Genomic DNA, 18,420 nt, shown 5'->3' on the forward strand with positions numbered 1-18,420 from the left:
CCTATCATGGCGATCCGCGATGGACTGGAATTCGTATTCCTGTCCATCGCTTTTCCCGGTCAGTAAGTGACCGCGACTGACTCTTCCGACCGAGGCGTTTGCACCTGGGCCTCTTTTCGGTGTGCCATACGGTACAAAAGCGGCAGGACCAGCAGCGTCAGGACGGTTGACGACAGGATACCGCCAATCACAACTGTCGCCAGTGGCCGCTGAACTTCAGCGCCGGTCCCCGTTGCAATTGCCATAGGCACGAAACCCAGCGATGCGACCAAGGCAGTCATCAGCACCGGGCGCAAGCGCGTCAACGCACCTTGTGTAATCGCCTCGTCAAGCGACATCCCACCTTCTCGCAGAGACCGGATGAACGAGATCATCACCAAGCCGTTCAGCACTGCGACACCGGATAGCGCGATAAATCCAACTGCCGCAGTGATCGACAATGGGATCCCTCTTGCCGCGAGGGCGACAATACCACCGGTCAGTGCAAACGGAATGCCTGTGAAGACCAACAAACCATCCTTCACATTACGGAACATCATGAACAGCAACGTGAACACCAGGAACAGAGCCAAGGGTACAACGATCTGCAGACGTTGCGTGGCTGACTGCAGCTGCTCGTAGGTGCCACCCCAGTTCATCCAGTATCCCGCCGGGATCTTTACGCTGCTTGCGATCGCTGCTTCGGCCTCTGGCACGAAGCTGCCGATGTCACGCCCTCGCACGTTAGCGCTGATAACGATGCGACGTTTGCCATCTTCTCGGCTGATCTGGTTCGGGCCAGGCGCCAGCTCCAGGGTCGCCAGTTCGCCCAGCGGAATGAAGGCTGAACCAGATGAAGGGGCACCGCCCAGACCAATACCTGCCCCCCTCTCAGTACCGAGCTGGGCCGGCAATGGGATCGGAAGGCGTCGCAGGGCATCGAGGTCGGAGCGTTGTACTTCCGGTAGACGCACAACAATCGAGAAGCGGCGATCACCCTCGAACATGGTACCTGCCTCGCGCCCACCGGTTGCAGCAGCGATCGTCTCCTGGACGTCAGCCATGTTCAAGCCGTAGCGTGCAGTCTTGTCGCGGTCGATGTTCACCGTGAGCATTGGTAGGCCAGTCGTTTGCTCCACTTTGACTTCCGCCGCTCCAGAAACCCGCTGCAATACAGCGGCTATGCGTGCGCCTGTCTGAGTCAGCACATCCATGTCGTCGCCGTACAGCTTGACCGCGACATCGCTGCGCACGCCTGAGATCAGTTCGTTGAAACGGAGCTGAATCGGCTGCGAAAACTCATACGCATTGCCCGTGTACTTCGCCGCCTCTTCCTGAATTGCTTCCACAAGTTCAGAATGGCTACGCTTCGGCTTCGGCCATTCGGCCTCGGGCTTGAGCATGATGTAACCGTCCGAAATATTCTGCGGCATCGGATCAGAGGCAATCTCGGCCGTACCCGTACGAGCGAAGATGCGCTCGATCTCTGGAAACTTCGCTTTCAGGCCAACCTCAAGTTTTTTCTGCATCTCAACCGATTGGGAGAGGCTGGTCGCAGGGATCCGCAACGCCTGAATAGCCAGATCGCCTTCGTTCAAATTTGGAATGAACTCACTGCCCAACCGGGTTGCGAGCAAACCAGAAAGGACAACCGCGACGATTGCGCCCGTCAGTACCACTGGGCCGTTGCGCAGCACCATCCGCAGCGCCGGCGCATAGAGGTGGCTGGCTTTCGCCATCAGACGATTTTCCTTTTCAGCGACGCGGTTACCGATGAACAGTGCAACTGCAGCAGGGACAAAAGTAATCGACAGGATCATCGCTCCGAGCAGCGCGATCACGACAGCGAAGGCCATCGGATGGAACATTTTCCCTTCCACTCCGCTGAGAGCAAAAATTGGAAGGTAGACCACCATGATGATCAACTGGCCGAACAGCAGTGGGCGGCGCGCTTCCTGAGCCGCAGCAAAAACTTCTTGGAAACGCTCTTTAAGCGTCAGGTTGCGTTTGAGGTGTTCCTGCGCATGCGCCAGGCGACGAACGCAGTTCTCGACAATGACGACTGCACCATCGATGATGATGCCGAAGTCAAGCGCTCCCAAACTCATTAGGTTGGCACTGACTTTATAAGTCACCATGCCCGTAAAGGTGAACAGCATCGACAGCGGAATGACCATCGCTGTGATAATCGCGGCGCGGATATTGCCGAGGAACAGGAACAAGATCACGATCACCAGAACCGCCCCTTCTAGCAGGTTCTTTTTCACGGTAGAGATCGCCTTGTCGACCAGCACGGTGCGGTCGTACACCGGCACGGCTTTTACGCCCGCAGGCAAAGTCTTGTTGATCACTTCCATTTTCTCGGCCACTGCCTGCGACACTTGCCGGCTGTTCTCGCCGATCAGCATAAAAACGGTGCCAAGCACGACTTCTTTTCCGTTCTCGGTCGCGGCGCCAGTACGCAGCTCCTTGCCCAGTGCCACGTCTGCAACATCACGGATGCGCACCGGCACACCGTCCACGTTCTTGAGGACTGTATTCCGGATATCGTCGATCGTGCGTACCTGGCCTGGTGCGCGGATCAAGAATTGCTCGCCCGAGCGCTCGATATAACCTGCTCCCGTGTTCTCATTGTTACGTTCGACTGCAAGGGCGATATCGCCAAGACCGAGGCCATAAGAGCTGAGACGATTGGGATCAGGCGTGATGTGATACTCCTTGGAGAACCCACCAATAGAATTGATCTCGGTTACACCTGGAACCTGACGTAGCTGTGGCTTGATAATCCAGTCCTGTACCTCGCGCAGATCAGTCGGCGTGTACTCGCTGCCGTCTGCTTTCTTAGCGCCCTCTTCGGTCTCCACTGTCCATAGATAAATCTCGCCCAAGCCAGTCGAAATCGGCCCCATCACCGGCGTTGCCCCTTCGGGCAAGCCTTCACGGGCTTCCTGCAACCGCTGGTTAACTAGCTGGCGGGCGAAATAGATATCCGTGCCATCTTTGAAGATGACAGTTACCTGCGACAGGCCGTAGCGCGACAGCGAGCGTGTTTGCTGCAAGCCTGGAAGTCCAGCCATTACAGTCTCGACCGGGTAGGTAATGCGCTGTTCGACCTCCAGAGGTGAATAGCCTGGCGCCGAAGTGTTGATTTGGACCTGGACGTTGGTGATATCAGGCACAGCGTCGATCGGCAGACGCCCGTAGTTGTAAACGCCGATTGCCGCCATCGCGAGAACCAGCCCCATGATGAGCCATCGACTGTCGATGGCAAAACGTATGATTCGTTCAAACATGAATTCTTTCTCCTCAATGTCCGTGCTCGGCGCTGCCCTTGCCGAGCTCAGCTTTGAGCACGAAGCTGCCGTTATTCACGTAGCGCGCGCCAGCAGCGAGCCCTTCAAGGATTTCTATCGACTGACCGTCGACAGTGCCGGTTTTTACCGGTTGGGCGCGGAAGCCCTCTGCCGTAACGACGAACACCGCTGGCTTATCCTCAATCGTCTGAATGGCGGCAACCGGTACGGTGACGGGGGCAGTGCGAGTGCCTTGAGCAAGCATCACGTCAACAAACAGACCCGGGCGCCATGCGCCTTCTGGATTGGCGATCACCACACGAGCAATCGCGCTGCGAGTTTGTGCGCCCACCAACGAGCCGACATAGCTGACCTTGCCGTTGGCGCGCAAACCGGCAGTCGGTGCCGTGACCGTGGCATCGACGCCACTGCGTACGGTTCCCAGATCTTTGGGAGTGACGGCGAGATCGACCCAGACCCGTGACAGATCACTCAGTACGAACACATTAGCGTTTTCCTGTACTGCTTCGCCCAACGTGATGTGCTTTTCGACAACCATGCCATCGAATGGTGCCCGCAATTCATAACGGTTCAATGCACCGCCACCGGTCTTCACGTCAAGCGCAGTAAGCTTCGATCGGGCAGTCTGAACTGCCAGTTCGGCCTCGCGATAGGCCTGCTGGGCCTGGAGATAGTCCTGCTCGGCCGAGATGCGGTCTTGCCACAGCTTTTTCTCGCGTTCGTACAGCGTTTTGGCCAGCGTCAGCCGGGTCTGGGCAGAATCCAGTGCGCTGCGCAGATCCGCCAACGCAGGGCTGGAGATCACGGCCAGCACCTGACCCTTTTTTACCATCTGTCCCAGCTCAGCCGGTGCAGACTCGGCCACGCCAGGCAGGCGCGGCACCACGTGCGCGGTCAGATCTTCATTCACACGCACCTCGCCCGGAAGCCGGATGGTGTTAGTGATTGTGGCTGGACCGGCGATTGCAGTGCTGATACCAGCGGTCTTGATTTGCTCGGCATTGATCTTGATAACGCCTTCATCGGCGTGATCTTCCTCACCGCCTTCTTTTCCTTCCGCGTCGGCCTTGGCTGTCGGTTTGGCTTTCTCGACTTGCTCAGTTTCACCGTGCCCGTGACCGTCATCACCACCTGCGTCGCGGTTCCAGAGCAGAATGACCATCGCTAATATGGCACCAACCGCGACGATCGCGGCGATCAACGGCAGGGATTTTTTGTTTTGCTTGCTTGGGGTTGTCATTGCATGCTTTCTTTGAAGATGGCTGTGCTACCGGCATCGGAGGCCGGCACGAGACGTTCGAGATCGGTCGCGGCCATGTAGCGCTCGGACAGCGCGCGCAGGTATTGCGTACGCGCCAGAATCAAGGCGCGTTGGGTATCGAGAACGTCGAGGAAACCGAACTTACCAAGCTCGAAGCCAGTCACTGCTGCGTCATAGGCTTGCTGGGCAGCCGGCACCATATCTCGCGTCAGGCTATCAAGCTGGATCTGCGCTACCTCGGCTCGTTGGCGCGCATCGGCCAACGCCTGGTGCAGTCGCAGCCGCTCAGCGTCGAGTTCATCACGAGCCTGGTCTGCACGCTGCAGGGCCGAAGAGAGGTTGCCCTGGTTACGGTTAAATAGAGGCAGTGGTACCGACAGCCCTAACAGGGTTTGCGTTGCGCCTCCACGTTGGCGGTCACGCTGGCTACCTACGCTGATGCGGATGTCCGGTATGCGCAAGGACCGCTCAAGTCCAACCTGAGCGTCCTGCCGCGATACCTGAACCTGGGCCTGCCGCAGGCGGGGCGCCGAGGCAAGACGTTGTTCCAGCTCTGCCATGACTGGAATGGCGGCAAACTCGAGCTCCGGCGTCACCAGCGGCTGCTCGATGGTGGCGGTGCTGCCCATGAGCGCGGCAAGCCTGCGTCGCGCGATTGCCAGCTCGGCCGTCGCCTGGGTCAGCTCGATGCGCACTGCCGACTCAGCGACACTGGATCGTGTCTGTTCGACCGGGGAAATCTTCCCCGCTGCAACCCGGCGCGTAGCTGCATTGGTGGCTCGACTGGCGATCTCGATGGACGATTGCGCTAGCACGACTCGCTCTTGCACGGTCAGCGCCTCAAGATAAGCAGCCATGACGTCAGCACGCAGCTCGGCGCGCCGGCCACGCACAGCCTCAAATGCCAGTTGCCGTTCTTGTTCGGCCGCGGCGATGCGTGCGCCACGCTTTCCTCCGAGCTCGATAGTTTGGCTGATCTCAACCGTTTCGACCCGACTACGGCGATCCGTACCTTCCGTAGAAAGGGAAAGTTCAGGGTTGGGGATGACACCAGCCTGCCGGCGCACACCGTCGGCGATGCCGATGGCGTGGCTCGCTGCTCTCAAGTCCGGATTGCGTGCGTAAGCGGCCTGCAGCGCCTGCTGAAGAGTCAACGGTAACGGCTCTGCTGTGGAGACTGGCACAGCTGATGTTGTGGTTGCCGCTCCGTGAAGCATGTGGGCCGGCGCACTGGATTGTGCGTAAAGGGGGGCTGACTGCGCGAGCAGCATGACCGCCCCCATGATCAAATGTCTGGGATGCATAGATAACTCCGAAATGAATGAATCGAAAGCTATCCGGCGACAATAGTGCCGTTAGACGCGCGCATCAGCACGCGACCACGAACATTATGGGCTTAGATAAAAGCGGGGAATTGACGCCGGATTTAAACGGCGCTGCGCCACTGAGGGCGCTCAGGCGGGATCTGAATGATGGAATTGAATTTGACGTCGCTACCGACGGGCGCAACGCTCGCGAGTCGCAAGTAATGCGCTGGTGCGACGGCTGCCGGAGCTAGGACGGCATGGACGCAGGATGAGCAATGCGAGTGCGCAGTCTTCTTGGTCGAAGGCTGCTTGCCATCGTCCGCAGCCGCCAGTTTCTCATACGCAGGCTGATCACCTGACTCCGGCTTGTGCTGGTGATGACCGAGATGCTGGGCGGCTACCCCCGACTCGTGCATGCAATAAGCACTGATCGCACTCCAGGTGAACTGGAACGCGAGCATCAGCAGCAGGCAGGAGAGGATGCGGCGGGTCATAGGGTCAAGTATACCATCGGCATGCGTTAATTGCTGCGCTGGTGCAATTTCACACGCAATAAACGCAGGCCGTTAAAAATAACCAACAGGCTCGCTCCCACGTCCGCAAAAACCGCCATCCACAGTGTGGCCCATCCGCCAATTGCCAACACCAGGAACACCAGTTTGATTCCCAATGCGGCCGCGATGTTCTGGCGCAGGATCGCACCGGCCCTGCGGCTCAGGACGATGAACTCAGGCAGCTTGCGCAGATCATCTTCAAGCAGTGCGACGTCGGCAGTTTCGATAGCGGCGTCGGTGCCTGCCGCACCCATCGCAAAGCCGATGCTCGCGCGTGCCAGAGCTGGCGCGTCGTTAATTCCATCGCCGACCATGCCAACGGTACCATAGCGCTCGACCTCGGCAGTGATCACCGCCAGTTTTTCATCGGGTAGCAAAGCGCCACGTGCATCGTCGATGCCGACCTCGCGCGCGATGGCGCCTGTGGCAACCGCGTTATCGCCGCTGAGCATGAGCGTGCGCACGCCAAGCTGATGCAGCCGCGCGATTGCTTCCACGCTAGTTGCGCGGACAGTATCGGCCACCCCAATCACCGCCAGTACACGCACGCCTTGGCACAATGCTACTGCGGTCTTGCCTTCGGCTTCTAGGCCAGCCATCACATGGGCGGCGCCCGCATCGGCACTACCGAGTTCGGCCAGCATTCGGCCATTACCTAGATAGTATTCGATGCCGTCAATTTGGCCCCGTATGCCACGCCCCGGCAGTGCCGAGAAATTGTGCACCTCGGACAACGGCTCACTCGTGGGCGCGCCCTGCCAATGGCGGCTGACCGCACCAGATACTGGATGGTCGGAACGCGCCGCCAGCGTCGCCGCCAGCCGTAGCGCTGATGGCGCATCGCCATTCACCGGCAGTACATCGGACAGCGCGGGCTGGCCTTTGGTAATGGTGCCAGTTTTGTCCAGTGCCACGCTGCGCAGGGCCGCGCCCTGCTCCAGGTATACGCCGCCCTTGACCAGGATGCCGGCGCGCGCTGCGCGCGCCAGTCCACTGACGACTGTGACAGGCGTCGAGATCACCAGTGCGCACGGGCACGCGATGACCAGCAACACCAAGGCCTTGTAGATCCAGTCTTCCCAAGCGCCGCCCATTAGGAGTGGCGGCAGCACGGCCACCAGCAGGGCCACTACGAACACGGTTGGCGTATAGACTGCCGCGAAACGATCAGCGAAACGCTGTGTCGGTGCGCGCTTGCCCTGTGCTTCCTGCACCGTGCGCACAATGCGCGCCAGCGTCGAATTGTCGTGCGGCGCCGTGACGCGGTACTCGAATGAGCCGCTTTCGTTAATGGTGCCGGCGAATACTTTGTCTCCGACAGTTTTTGACACTGGCATACTTTCACCTGTGATCGGTGCCTGGTTAACGGCCGACTCCCCAGCCGTTACTTCACCGTCCAGTGCCACTCGCTCGCCTGGCGCAACCCGCGCCAACGCTCCCACAGTGACGCCATACGCGTCAACCTCGGCCCATTCACCGCCTTCCTTACGCACGGTGACGCGATCTGGACTCAATGCCATTAGGCTCTGGATGGCATTGCGTGCACGGTCGAGTGCACGCGCTTCGATCAACTCAGCCAGTGCGAACAACACCATCACCATCGCTGCCTCCGGCCAGTGGCCGATCAGGACAGCACCGGTGACGGCGATCGACATCAGCGCGTTGATGTTCAGGTCGCGGTGTCGCAACGCGACCCAACCCTTACGGTAGACTTCCGGGCCAGTGAGCGCGATTGCTCCGAGCGCCATTAGAATCACCGGCCACGAGTGTCCATCACCGCTAGTCCAAGCCAGCACTTCGGCGCCGATGGCGGCAACCAGGCCCACCAGCAACTTGATGAAAGGCGCTCCTGACCGAGCCGGTGAAATAGCCACAGAAGCAGGCGTCGGGTTTACGCTTGATGCGCGCTCCGTCGATTCCGCTCGCACGCCTTGCGGCTGGGCGACGACTGGCACCATTGCGAGCGAGCGAATCATATCGAGAATCGGCGCAGGGTCGGTCAGCGTATGCGTGATGCGCAATTCGCGCTGAAGTAGATTGAATCCGAGTTCATCCACACCGTCGAGCTTGGTGAGTGCCTGGCGCAGCACCCGCTCTTCCGTCGGACAGCACATCTGTGCAATGTTGACCGTCAGTTGACGCTGCTCGGCATCGGCAAAGCGGATGGTCGGCGAAGCCTGTAGCTGCGGCCTGGCGGCGCAGCAGCCCTTGGATTGGCATTCCGACATATCGACTCCCTGAAAACTGTGTATAGTTCCCATTTAAAGGCCTGTACCTGGTACAGGGTCAAGGATTATTTGCAAAAATGAGGTGCGCAAGATGAAAATCGGCGAATTAGCGGAACGTTCTGGCTGTTTGGTGGAGACAATTCGCTACTATGAACGTGTCGGGCTTCTCTTGCCGCCTGAGCGCAGCGCGAACAACTACCGCAGTTATGAGCAGGCCCATGCAGACAGATTGAGCTTTATTCGCCACTGCCGTGCACTTGACATGACGCTTGACGAGATCCGTACGTTGCTGGACTTGCGCGACAATCCAGATCAGAGCTGTATCGAGGTCAACGACCTGCTCGACAGGCATATCGCCGAGGTCAATCAAAGAATTACCGCCCTGTCATCGCTGGAATCGCAGCTGCGCCAATTGCGTAGCCAGTGCTGCGAAACCGATGCAACGCGCTCGTGCGCGATCCTAAATGCCCTGGGATCGTCCTGACTGGGAGATTGATATCCCGGTACTGGGCAGCGGGATCAGCTTTTCACAGCTGATCCTTTCCAAGAGTGGTAGGCGTCGCGCAGCGTCGTAACGCCGCCGTACACTGCGACGAGCGCAATCGCGGCGCCAACTAGCAGATCAGGCCAATTGCTACCGAAGAAAAACACCAACCCGCCCGCGACGAAAATCCCAAGGTTCGATGCGAAATCGTTAACGCTCATAGTCCAGGCTGCGCGCAGATTGACGTCCTGCTTCTGAAACGATCGCAATATCCTGATACACCAGTAATTCAAACCAACGGCAAGGAACGCCATCACGACCATTGTCGGCCCGACCGGTTCCGAGCCGGTGCGATAGCGATCCCACGCGTCGATAAGCACGCCTGCTGCAAGCATCAATAGCATGACGCCCGTTATGGCTGCAGCCGCCGCCTTCCACTTCACCGCCCGGCTTACGGCGAAGTAGCTGATAGCGTAAGTCGTCGCGTCCGACAGATTGTCGAGTGCATTAGCTACCAGGGCGCTGGAATCCGATGCCCGCCCGGCCACGAACAGGCCAGCAGCCAGTGCCGCGTTGATGAACATGACCTTTAGCAATGCCGACTTCTGCTCGCGTGCGCCAGCCTCATCTTGTTTAGCACCAGTGGCGATCGAATGATCGCCGCTCATGCTTGACCCGCCGCTTCCTTGTCGTCAGCGCCGCGATACGCCAGCAGGCGCAGGGCATTGAATACAACCAGCAACGTCGAGCCTTCATGCACTGCAACTGCTGGGCCAATGCCTAAGCCCAGGATCGTAGCGGGAATAAGAATCGCCACGACACCAAGGCTGACAAAAACATTCTGGCGGATGATTCGTCTTGTATGCCGGCTCAGCCCGACAGCAAACGGCAGGTGCCGCAGGTCATCGGCCATCAGCGCTACATCAGCCGTCTCGAGCGCTACGTCGGAGCCGGCAGCGCCCATCGCTATGCCCACCGTGGCATTGGCCATTGCGGGCGCATCATTGACGCCATCCCCGACCATGGCCACTCTGGTCTGCTCGCGCAGCTTTCGGATTGCTTCCACTTTATCTTCGGGCATTAAGTCGCCCCAAGCTTCGTCAAGGCCGACATCGTTGGCGATTGCATCGGCAACTTTGCGGTGGTCGCCCGAAATCATGATCATTCGTTCGATGCCAAGTTCACGCAGCCGCTGCAGCGCTTCTCGTGCACCGGGACGCGGCGTGTCGAGCAAGCCGATGGTGCCAAGGTCACGCCCTCCCCGGTGGACGACCATGGTAGTTCGCCCAGCCTCACGTAGGCGTTCGGCAGCGGCGCGCGAGGACATGCCAAGCGCGGGCACGCCATCGACGCCGAACATCTCCACCTTGCCTATCCAAACCGGAACGCCCGCCACAATGGCGCTGACGCCACGTCCAATCAGGTTGCGCAGATCACCGGCCTCAAGCACCGAGTGTCCGCCGAGGCGCTCTCGCCCATCGCGTGCGATCGCCGCGGCCAGCGGATGGTCACTGAGCGACTCGACTGCGACCGCCACTTCCAGCAACTCCTCCTCACTCGTGCCGTCGACTGGTACAACGTCGGTGATGCGTGGACGCCCCTCGGTTAATGTGCCAGTCTTGTCGAAAGCCATGGCATTCAAAGCACCCAACTCTTCTAGTGGTGCACCGCCCTTGATCAGTACGCCACCACGCGCGGCACGCGCAATACCAGACAATACCGCGCTCGGAGTGGCGATCGCCAGCGCACATGGACTGGCTGCCACGAGTACAGACATCGCTCGGTAAAAGCTGTCGCGGAATGGCTCATCGACGACCACCCAGGCGAATAGCAGTACCACCACCAGGCATAGCACCGCTGGAACGAAGATGCGTTCAAACTTGTCGGTCAAGCGTTGCGTCGGCGATTTGCGCGTCTCGGCCTCGCTGACCATCTTGACCACGCGGGCAAGCGCCGATTCGCCAGAGCGTCGTGTTACCTCGACCTCAAGCGAGCCAGCTCCATTGATAGTTCCCGCGAACACTCGGGAATTGGCATCCACACTGTCTGGACGTGCGCGCGCTTGGGCCGCATCCATCACCGCGCGCTTGTCGACGGGGATGCTTTCGCCGGTTACGGGTGCCTGATCGATCGCCGAGTCGCCGGCAGTGATGAAACCGTCAGCAGGCAAGCGCTCGTTAGGTTTAACAAGTACGATGTCGCCGACGACCAACTCCTCAACCTGCACAGTCGCTGTAGCCCCGTCCCTCCGCACCGTAGCTGTTTCAGGAGCAAGTTCCGCCAACGCCTCGATCGCACGTTTGGCACGGCCCATTGCATAGTGTTCCAGCGCATGTCCAAGGCTGAACAGGAACAGCAGCAACGCTCCCTCTGCCCAGGATCCAAGCGCCGCGGCGCCGGCGGCAGCTACCAGCATTAGGGTATCAATCTCGAAACGCCGTAGCTTCAGGTTATCGACTGCCTCGCGCAGCGTGTAGAATCCGCCAAAAAAATAGGCGGCAAGATAGCAGGCTAATTCCAGCCACGACGGCGCAGCGTCGATCCATCTGCCGACGACAAACCCTGCGCCAAGCATTGCGCCACTGCCAAGCGCGAAGATCAGCTCAGTATTGGCACCGAATAGCCCTCCGTGTTCGTGTTTATGTTCATGCTCTTGCCCATCCCCGTGCTTGTGCTCGTGGCCGGGCTCTTCCGACTTTCGGTGTGTATGCTCATGCACCTCCGAATTGCTTAGTTGCTGACGTCTAACACCTAACGCCAGTAAGGCTGTAAGCAATGCATCTTCCCCGATGACATCGCGGTCGAAGTCGATATGCACCACGCCACTCGCACTGGCCTCTGCGCTTAACACGCCAGGTAATGCGCACAACCGTTCGCTCACGGTACGAGCTCGACGAGTATGTCCGATACCATCCGTATCCCAAAGGAGATGGCCGAAACGTTCACTGACGCGTACGCCACTTGCTTCAACTAGCTCTCGTAAGCGCGCGAGCGGAATAAGAGTCGGGTCGTAGTGAATGCAAAGCTGCGCTGGCGCAGTGTCTGAATGCGGTTTCACGTGAGCTTTAACCACTCCAATCCTGCCGCTTAGCTCGCCAAGCAGCTGACCGACAATAGCATCATCTCCTTGGGTAACCTGAGGAATTAGGATCGGTATGTCCAGTCGAAGAGTGCTTGTCGAGTCAGCCATCAAATTCCTTTACAACAATTTAAGCCATACTCAAAGTGCCCCCTGTCGCTACTAGGCACACGTTGATAGACGGGATTTTTCTTTCAATACAACACTGTGTTCAGTTATTAATTGAACGAAACTTCGATCCCCAGCAATTAGGCAGATCCATGAGCCCCGCCCCCCCTACGAGAGGACCTACTGTCGTTTACAAGGCGAACACAGTGTGAACTTATCATAAACTCAAGGCGTTAAATGCACGTTAAAAAATCTCTGAAAACATCCTTAGCGATTGAGAGCGAAGAATGCTTTCAACGGAGCAGCTTGAATTTAGAGAGGAATCACGAAGACTACGGTGGTACGCTACCGAAAAATATGTCAAACTTCAATTCCGATAGAATTCTGCTACGCCACTCTGTGGTAGTGTCTCTTTTAAAAAACTACTTCCAATGAAAACGCCAGCTCCAGATGCCTTCCGGCAACATGATGCACTCATGGAAGCTGTCTTGATTGGTGGGATATTTTTTTTATTGGCAATGTTCGGATTTCTGCTGTGGCTGAAAATTTCAGATCGGCATCGCAGGAAGAATGGCGACAATGGTCGACTCGTTAAACGCCCGAAAGAATCGAAAAAAATCCGACTCAAGTAAAACAGATGAAGGTGGAGTTGGGTCTTCTACTTGAGTAGCCCGTGATTTATGTTTAGGAAGGTCGTCGAAGGGATTGATCATAAGACCCGATGGCGCACACTTCCCGCCTAAAAATCAGTGTTTTATAATCTCGAATTTTGCGTTTCGTATAATCGTTAATCAGTCACTGATAAGTCACCGCATGCGATAGCAACCGAAACTCTGGCGACATACCCAGCAGCCTAATTGCAGCTTTTGCTTTTTTTGGCGAGTCATTGACACAGCGATGTGCGCCAAAATAGTGCCATTTGGATATCCTCATCTTTTCTCTCAGTGCGGCAAAGCGAGGGATGCATTTACTATGCTCACTCATACCTGCATATTCATGATGTCAGTGTAAGCGGCAACTACCTTATTACGTACTTGAACAGTTGCTTGAAAAGCGATGCTTGATTTCTGCATTGCTACCATTGTGTCCGCAAGACTGACCGAGTTGTCACCTGCAGTAAAACGCTGACTCATTGCCCGGGCTTCCGCCGAACGATCGCTTACCGCCTGGAGCGTGTTGTGCAGCGTTTGCGCAAAATCGACCTTGACTGCTGGCTTGCTGTCGACGGCAGATGGTGTGGACACCGGGTTAACGGTGAGTGAAGGCTTACTCGAAGCGGCCTTCAATTGCTCCATCATGGCTTGGATGCGACTACTATCGATACCACCGATATTCATAGGTCTCCCTGAACATTGTCACCCGTTAGCAATCAGGAGGCGTATTGACACTCGCCTCTTTGCCCCATTCAAGATCATAGTAAATGGACTGTTAAGGGGGTGTTAAACGCTTCCAAAGTAGCGCGCGTTGCCAAAGCCCGCCCCTCTAGCTGTGTTCGCGGAACGTCAAAGCACTATCAACGGCTCTCGTGCTGGCGCGGCACCACTTTCCGTTCGCTATCGCGCCGCGCTTACGGTTCAATCCTCTGTCCGTAGCGTCCCCTTCTCCCCAGCAAGCAGGTCGACGGCATGAGGCGGCGAAAAGTAGTCGACCTAAAAGTGAAATCGCCGCTCAGTAGCCAATCGGCGTATGGCTTGCCGGCAACGCGAGGCATCTCGGCTTCGGCTGGCTTACGCAATCGCACAGTGCTATCCACAACGCTAAATCACGGCAGGCGTGAGCAAAGCTACCGGCGCTGCACTTAGAGCACTCATTACCTGCGTTCCTGACAATGCGAGTATGGTTGACGCCGAGCGCACTGACAAACTAGCAACGCTTGGTGCATGACCTGCTGGTGTCATTAGCTTGGTAGAGAATCGTTGCCGAGCGTAGTTGCGGGTTGCCGGTCTTGCTTGGCTTCCAAGAGTTTCCGCGCGGGGCTGCGGGCTGCTCTTGCTCGACGTTGTACTGCAGCGCTTGCAGACGCGTCTTCGATGTCCTGAAGCCGCGCGACGTGGCAATTAGGATCAGCGTGACTAGTGTAGATTGATGCCTCTTGTGTCTTGAACTAGTAGTATTTCCTCACCGTCGCGCAGAGCAAGGTAGCGTGGGGGCTTCGCCAAGCCTTCTGACACCAGTGCAACACGCATCTAGCCGAGAAATAAATTCATTGAGTGCAATTTTCTATTCGTTTTTTTTGTGCGACACTACTTTTTATTCAAAAAATCGGTGATTTATACGAAAGATGACAGATTACGTAGGATTTAAGTGGGTAGCACAGCACCTCAACATCGAGCCGGTCCAGCCGTTTTCGGTAGAGAGCAAGATCGGCACATCGCGCCGAACAGTGGTGAACCCAACTAGGGAGGAGACCTATAGCGCTTCGGCCAGGCCCGATGCGACGATTGCTGCTCATCTCACTTTCGGCTTAAAGCACGAGCTAGTCAACCTCGAGTTCCTGGCGCGCCTTTTCAATGTCATGGACCAGCAGGTTCTAGAAGACTGGATTCGCAGCGAGCCGACCGGCGCCTACGCACGCCGCGCGGGCTTCCTGTTTGAATGGCTGACCGCGCGCCAGCTTGGTGTACCAGACGCACCTTCCGGAAACTACATTGACGCGCTGGACGCCGAGGAATTTGTCGTGGCGCCCCGATCTGTCAACGTGCAACGCTGGCGCGTTCGGGACAATCTGCCTGGCACCCGAGAATTCTGCCCTACCATCCGCCGCACCGAGGCCGTGCGGGCGGTCGAACGCTACGACTGTGCAGTGGCGCTAGACTTTCTGGAAGTTGAGTTTGGCACCGACATCCTGATGCGCAGCGCCGTCTGGCTCTCAATTAAGGAAAGCCGAGCGTCGTTTGCAATCGAACATGAGGAGAAGCAGGTCGACCGCGTGAAGCGCTTCGCTGCGGTGATGGAGCGCCGATGCGGGCAGACCGATGACCCACTCCTCCTGGAGACGCTTACCGAGCTGCAGACGGAGATCCTGGGCGCAGCCACGCGCTACGGCGTCCGTCAGTCTCCCGTCATCGTCGGACACACGCACGGCTTCGACGATATCGTCGACTATATTGGGCCGCCTTGGGAACGCGCCGGCGAGCTGCTCGATGGCTTGAGACGCAGCATGTCCAAGACGATTGGCGTATCCTCCATCTTACGTGCCTCGCTAGCGTCCTTCGGATTCGTCTACATTCACCCGATGATCGACGGTAATGGCCGGATCTCCCGCTTCCTGGTGAATGACGTGCTGCGCCGCGACGGTGCGGTGCCTGATCCCTTCATACTGCCGATCTCGGCCACCATTACGAACAAGACGAAAGAGCGTGCCGGATATGATCGCGCGCTCGAAACGCTATCGCGCCCTCTTCTGGCCAAGTACCGGGACAACTACCACTTCGGCGCCGAGTACATTTGCGCGGACGGCGTTCGATCGAATTTCCATTTCAACGCCTATGACGATGCGATGCCGACCTGGCGCTACCCTGACCTGACACACCAGACGGAATATATTGGCGAGGTCATTCGGCTCACCATTGAGGTGGCTTTGTTGCACAAATAGGCCCCGTTCAGCGGTCTAGCGTGGGTGCGGGGTAAACTGACGACATGACTGCCCCAGCAAAACCAAAGTACCGAACGACCAACTGGAAAGACTACAACACGGCGCTGAAGGCGCGCGGCTCGCTGCTCATCTGGCTGGACAAGGACATGCGCTGGCACGGCAGTGCCAGCGGCAAGCGGGGCCGGCGACCGAAGTACAGCGAGGCGGCAATCCAGTTCTGCCTGACCATCAAGGGCTTGTTCAATCTGGCCCTGCGCCAGGCGATGGGCATGGCGCAAAGCCTGCTCAAGCTCGCTGGCCTGGACTGGCAGGTGCCTGACTTCAGCACCGTTAGCCGGCGCCAGAAATATCTACCGGTAACGATCGGAGCGCAGCCGACTGTAACCGGATTGCACCTCCTAGTCGACAGCACGGGCATTAAGATGCTGGGCGAAGGCGAGTGGAAGACCAAAAAACATGGGGCCGACTATCGTCGTCAGTGGCGTAAGGTCCACCTTGGCATTGATGCGGCCACGCTGGAAATCCGGGCCATTGAAGTGACCGACAACGCCACAGGCGATGCGCAGATGCTGCCATACCTGCTCGACCAAATTCCCGCCAGCGAGACCGTCGCAAGCGTCAGCGGTGATGGTGCCTACGACACCAAAGACTGTCATGAAGCGATCGCGCAACGTGGGGCACAAGCGGTTATTCCAACTCGTAAGAACGCCAAGCCATGGAAGGATCGGCGTCCAGGCGCCACAGCCCGCAACGCCATCCTGGCGGCCACGCGTCTACTGGGCAGGAAAATCTGGAAGAAGTGGAGCGGCTATCACCGGCGCAGCCTTGTCGAGACCAAGATGCGTTGTTTCAAGCTGCTCAGTGAACGCGTTATGGCACGTGATTTCGACCGTCAGGTCGCGGAACTACAGGTCCGTGCCGCCATTCTCAATCGGTTCACCCGGTTGGGCACGCCTACGACTATGGCGGTGAGCATGCCGTAATTCCGCCTGGGGTTTGGGGAATTACGAACTCTGCTGATTTATGCAACAAAGCCCTGTTTTTTGCGTCAGTATATTTCCAAACTGCGAAGGTGTGTCGTAGATCATGGAACGAATGAGCTGAAACCGTTTCGCTATATAACTCCATGGTTTCTGGATCGGTTCTTGTGATTCTGGTAAGTAATCCGCATGCTCGACATGCGACGCTAAAGGCATGGGATAGTGATGATGGCCTAATCAAATTGCCAGCATTGAAGCCGGCATTTGCATTATTTACGAACAATGATCTCGGCTCTCTAAAAATTTTTTTTCTTTTATTTGCAATAGCCTTACCGGCATCAACTGCGATTCGACGTTCATTTTCACAATACAGCATTATTTCTGGGACTAGGTATCCAGGTACCAGAACCGTGCGTGGCTTCAAACCTTTAGTCTTCGTTAGGTAAAGATCGACGTAGGATTCTAGGCGGTCTTCTTCAGAAAGGCGCCGCCATTTTGCGTCTAGATCAAGTACTTGATTTATCGAGATCTGAGCAACTTCATCGACACGTAAACCGGTGCCACAGCTTAGCTCAGCAGCTAGGCGATCACGCGATCTGCTTCCAATCTCGCTGGCCTCAGACGGCAATGGACCTAAGCTTCGTGAAACTAAATTCCACTCCTCTGCAGTCAATGCATGAACTTCATTGTGGGGACCAGTTTCTTCTCGGTAAGCAGGGGTTCCCACGTTGCGCCTGCCACTTCTCGTGTGAAGTAACGCATCTGACTCAGCTGGGCGTGAACGCCCTTTTTTAATTTTATTTTCTAGGAATTCGCCTTGATAGAGGCCCCGGCCAATCGCAAAAGCGTAGAAGCTTTCGACAGTGATTTGCATACGCCTGATCGTGTTGTCCGCAAGAGGCCGATGGGTGATATTGCTTATCAGGTCATGTAGCTGTTCTCGATACTCGACATAGTCGTTTTCGTTGGCTAGGTCCCATGGCTTACCTGAGGCGCCATAATCAACGTCTAGGTGCTGTAAAAAATCGAACCAGCTACGCAAATCGTATGCTTCGGCCTTGGCAGACCCAAGATTCCATCGTGCGCGACCTCGCTTGCGTAGATGTTTTGCTATGAGATAGTGCAGCGCTGGCTCTATGACTTGCTGTAACTCATCGTCAAGAAGAATCGGAAATCCCTTCGGCAACGCCCAAGGTAAGAGATCATTGCTTTCTGGCAACTCAACAGCTAGCGTAACAGTGATCATTAAGGCCTAAATAAAGGTTTTTTAATGAACATATTCTACAACGGCACCCTTACCCAATCAATGCAGCAGCGGGTTCGTGAACAAAAAATCATCGACAGCACCACGGAGGCGTGACTAGGGATTTAGCATTGCTCGCTGCTGGAGCATAGGAGCGTTTCTGGAGGGGACGTTAGGTAAACAAGAGGGAAATTGACGCTACGGGTTGTGAACAGCTTTCATCTAATATAAATTGAACTACACCCGCGTTGCCAGCATTCTACGCGCGTTTGGGACGGTTTGACAATT

General features: G+C 57.0%; 12 protein-coding genes. 3 read left to right on the forward strand and 9 right to left on the reverse strand.

The annotated features are described in order from the left end of the window. Nucleotides 1-59: 59 nt before the first annotated feature. The 5 genes from KY496_RS16330 to KY496_RS16350 all read right to left on the reverse strand — a co-directional run bounded on the left by KY496_RS16330 (nucleotide 60) and on the right by KY496_RS16350 (nucleotide 8,643). The gene (locus tag KY496_RS16330; protein ID WP_219861563.1) at nucleotides 60-3,272 is read right to left on the reverse strand and encodes a CusA/CzcA family heavy metal efflux RND transporter; all 3,213 of its coding nucleotides are present in this window, start codon (nucleotides 3,270-3,272) and stop codon (nucleotides 60-62) included. A 13-nt stretch (nucleotides 3,273-3,285) separates the two neighbouring features. Beyond that, entirely contained in the window at nucleotides 3,286-4,533 is a 1,248-nt protein-coding gene (locus KY496_RS16335; RefSeq protein WP_219861565.1) for an efflux RND transporter periplasmic adaptor subunit, read from the reverse strand. Further along, nucleotides 4,530-5,708, reverse strand: a complete 1,179-nt coding sequence (locus KY496_RS16340; protein ID WP_229520293.1) for a TolC family protein — start codon at nucleotides 5,706-5,708, stop codon at nucleotides 4,530-4,532. The genes KY496_RS16335 and KY496_RS16340 overlap by 4 nt, the downstream gene beginning before the upstream one ends. Nucleotides 5,709-5,980: 272 nt before the next feature. After that, nucleotides 5,981-6,355 carry a hypothetical protein gene (locus KY496_RS16345; RefSeq protein ID WP_219861569.1) on the reverse strand — a complete coding sequence of 125 codons (375 nt, stop codon included), beginning with the start codon at nucleotides 6,353-6,355 and terminating at the stop codon, nucleotides 5,981-5,983. Nucleotides 6,356-6,381: 26 nt separating this feature from the next. Then, entirely contained in the window at nucleotides 6,382-8,643 is a 2,262-nt protein-coding gene (locus KY496_RS16350; protein WP_219861570.1) for a heavy metal translocating P-type ATPase, read from the reverse strand. A 91-nt stretch (nucleotides 8,644-8,734) separates the two neighbouring features. On the opposite strand from KY496_RS16350, the gene cadR reads away from it, so the two are divergent. Further along, nucleotides 8,735-9,127, forward strand: coding sequence for a Cd(II)/Pb(II)-responsive transcriptional regulator (gene cadR, locus KY496_RS16355; protein ID WP_219861572.1), 393 nt, complete (start codon nucleotides 8,735-8,737; stop codon nucleotides 9,125-9,127). 35 nt (nucleotides 9,128-9,162) lie between these two features. On the opposite strand, the gene KY496_RS16360 is transcribed toward cadR, so the two are convergent. From KY496_RS16360 to fliE, 3 genes are all read right to left on the reverse strand, one after another. Continuing rightward, nucleotides 9,163-9,795 carry a cation transporter gene (locus KY496_RS16360; RefSeq protein ID WP_219861574.1) on the reverse strand — a complete coding sequence of 211 codons (633 nt, stop codon included), beginning with the start codon at nucleotides 9,793-9,795 and terminating at the stop codon, nucleotides 9,163-9,165. Continuing rightward, complete coding sequence (locus KY496_RS16365; protein WP_219861576.1) at nucleotides 9,792-12,317, reverse strand: heavy metal translocating P-type ATPase; 2,526 nt, start codon at nucleotides 12,315-12,317, stop codon at nucleotides 9,792-9,794. The genes KY496_RS16360 and KY496_RS16365 overlap by 4 nt, the downstream gene beginning before the upstream one ends. A gap of 977 nt (nucleotides 12,318-13,294) precedes the next feature. Then, on the reverse strand, nucleotides 13,295-13,651 hold the full coding sequence (fliE, locus tag KY496_RS16370) for a flagellar hook-basal body complex protein FliE (protein ID WP_219861578.1): 357 nt from the start codon (nucleotides 13,649-13,651) through the stop codon (nucleotides 13,295-13,297). Between the two features lie 944 nt (nucleotides 13,652-14,595). Here fliE and KY496_RS16375 point away from each other — a divergent pair. Next, nucleotides 14,596-15,909 (forward strand): Fic family protein, encoded by a 1,314-nt coding sequence (locus tag KY496_RS16375; protein ID WP_229520294.1) that lies wholly within the window; start codon nucleotides 14,596-14,598, stop codon nucleotides 15,907-15,909. A 44-nt stretch (nucleotides 15,910-15,953) separates the two neighbouring features. Continuing rightward, nucleotides 15,954-16,892, forward strand: a complete 939-nt coding sequence (locus KY496_RS16380; RefSeq protein ID WP_219861580.1) for an IS5 family transposase — start codon at nucleotides 15,954-15,956, stop codon at nucleotides 16,890-16,892. On the opposite strand, the gene KY496_RS16385 is transcribed toward KY496_RS16380, so the two are convergent. Further along, a complete protein-coding gene (locus KY496_RS16385; protein WP_219861582.1) occupies nucleotides 16,870-18,135 on the reverse strand; it encodes a tyrosine-type recombinase/integrase in 1,266 nt (421 codons plus the stop codon). The genes KY496_RS16380 and KY496_RS16385 overlap by 23 nt on opposite strands. Between the last annotated feature and the right edge of the window lie 285 nt (nucleotides 18,136-18,420).

The organism is Massilia sp. NP310 (assembly GCF_019443485.1).
GTDB classification, from domain to species: domain Bacteria; phylum Pseudomonadota; class Gammaproteobacteria; order Burkholderiales; family Burkholderiaceae_D; genus Telluria; species Telluria timonae.

Excerpts from the sequence above, each read along its gene's own strand:
- KY496_RS16330 (WP_219861563.1), bottom strand. The coding sequence starts at position 3,272 with ATGTTTGAACGAATCATACGTTTTGCCATCGACAGTCGATGGCTCATC.
- KY496_RS16335 (WP_219861565.1), bottom strand. The coding sequence starts at position 4,533 with ATGACAACCCCAAGCAAGCAAAACAAAAAATCCCTGCCGTTGATCGCC.
- KY496_RS16345 (WP_219861569.1), bottom strand. The coding sequence starts at position 6,355 with ATGACCCGCCGCATCCTCTCCTGCCTGCTGCTGATGCTCGCGTTCCAG.
- KY496_RS16350 (WP_219861570.1), bottom strand. The coding sequence starts at position 8,643 with ATGTCGGAATGCCAATCCAAGGGCTGCTGCGCCGCCAGGCCGCAGCTA.
- cadR (WP_219861572.1), top strand. The coding sequence starts at position 8,735 with ATGAAAATCGGCGAATTAGCGGAACGTTCTGGCTGTTTGGTGGAGACA.
- KY496_RS16360 (WP_219861574.1), bottom strand. The coding sequence starts at position 9,795 with ATGAGCGGCGATCATTCGATCGCCACTGGTGCTAAACAAGATGAGGCT.
- KY496_RS16365 (WP_219861576.1), bottom strand. The coding sequence starts at position 12,317 with ATGGCTGACTCGACAAGCACTCTTCGACTGGACATACCGATCCTAATT.
- fliE (WP_219861578.1), bottom strand. The coding sequence starts at position 13,651 with ATGAATATCGGTGGTATCGATAGTAGTCGCATCCAAGCCATGATGGAG.
- KY496_RS16375 (WP_229520294.1), top strand. The coding sequence starts at position 14,596 with ATGACAGATTACGTAGGATTTAAGTGGGTAGCACAGCACCTCAACATC.
- KY496_RS16380 (WP_219861580.1), top strand. The coding sequence starts at position 15,954 with ATGACTGCCCCAGCAAAACCAAAGTACCGAACGACCAACTGGAAAGAC.
- KY496_RS16385 (WP_219861582.1), bottom strand. The coding sequence starts at position 18,135 with ATGATCACTGTTACGCTAGCTGTTGAGTTGCCAGAAAGCAATGATCTC.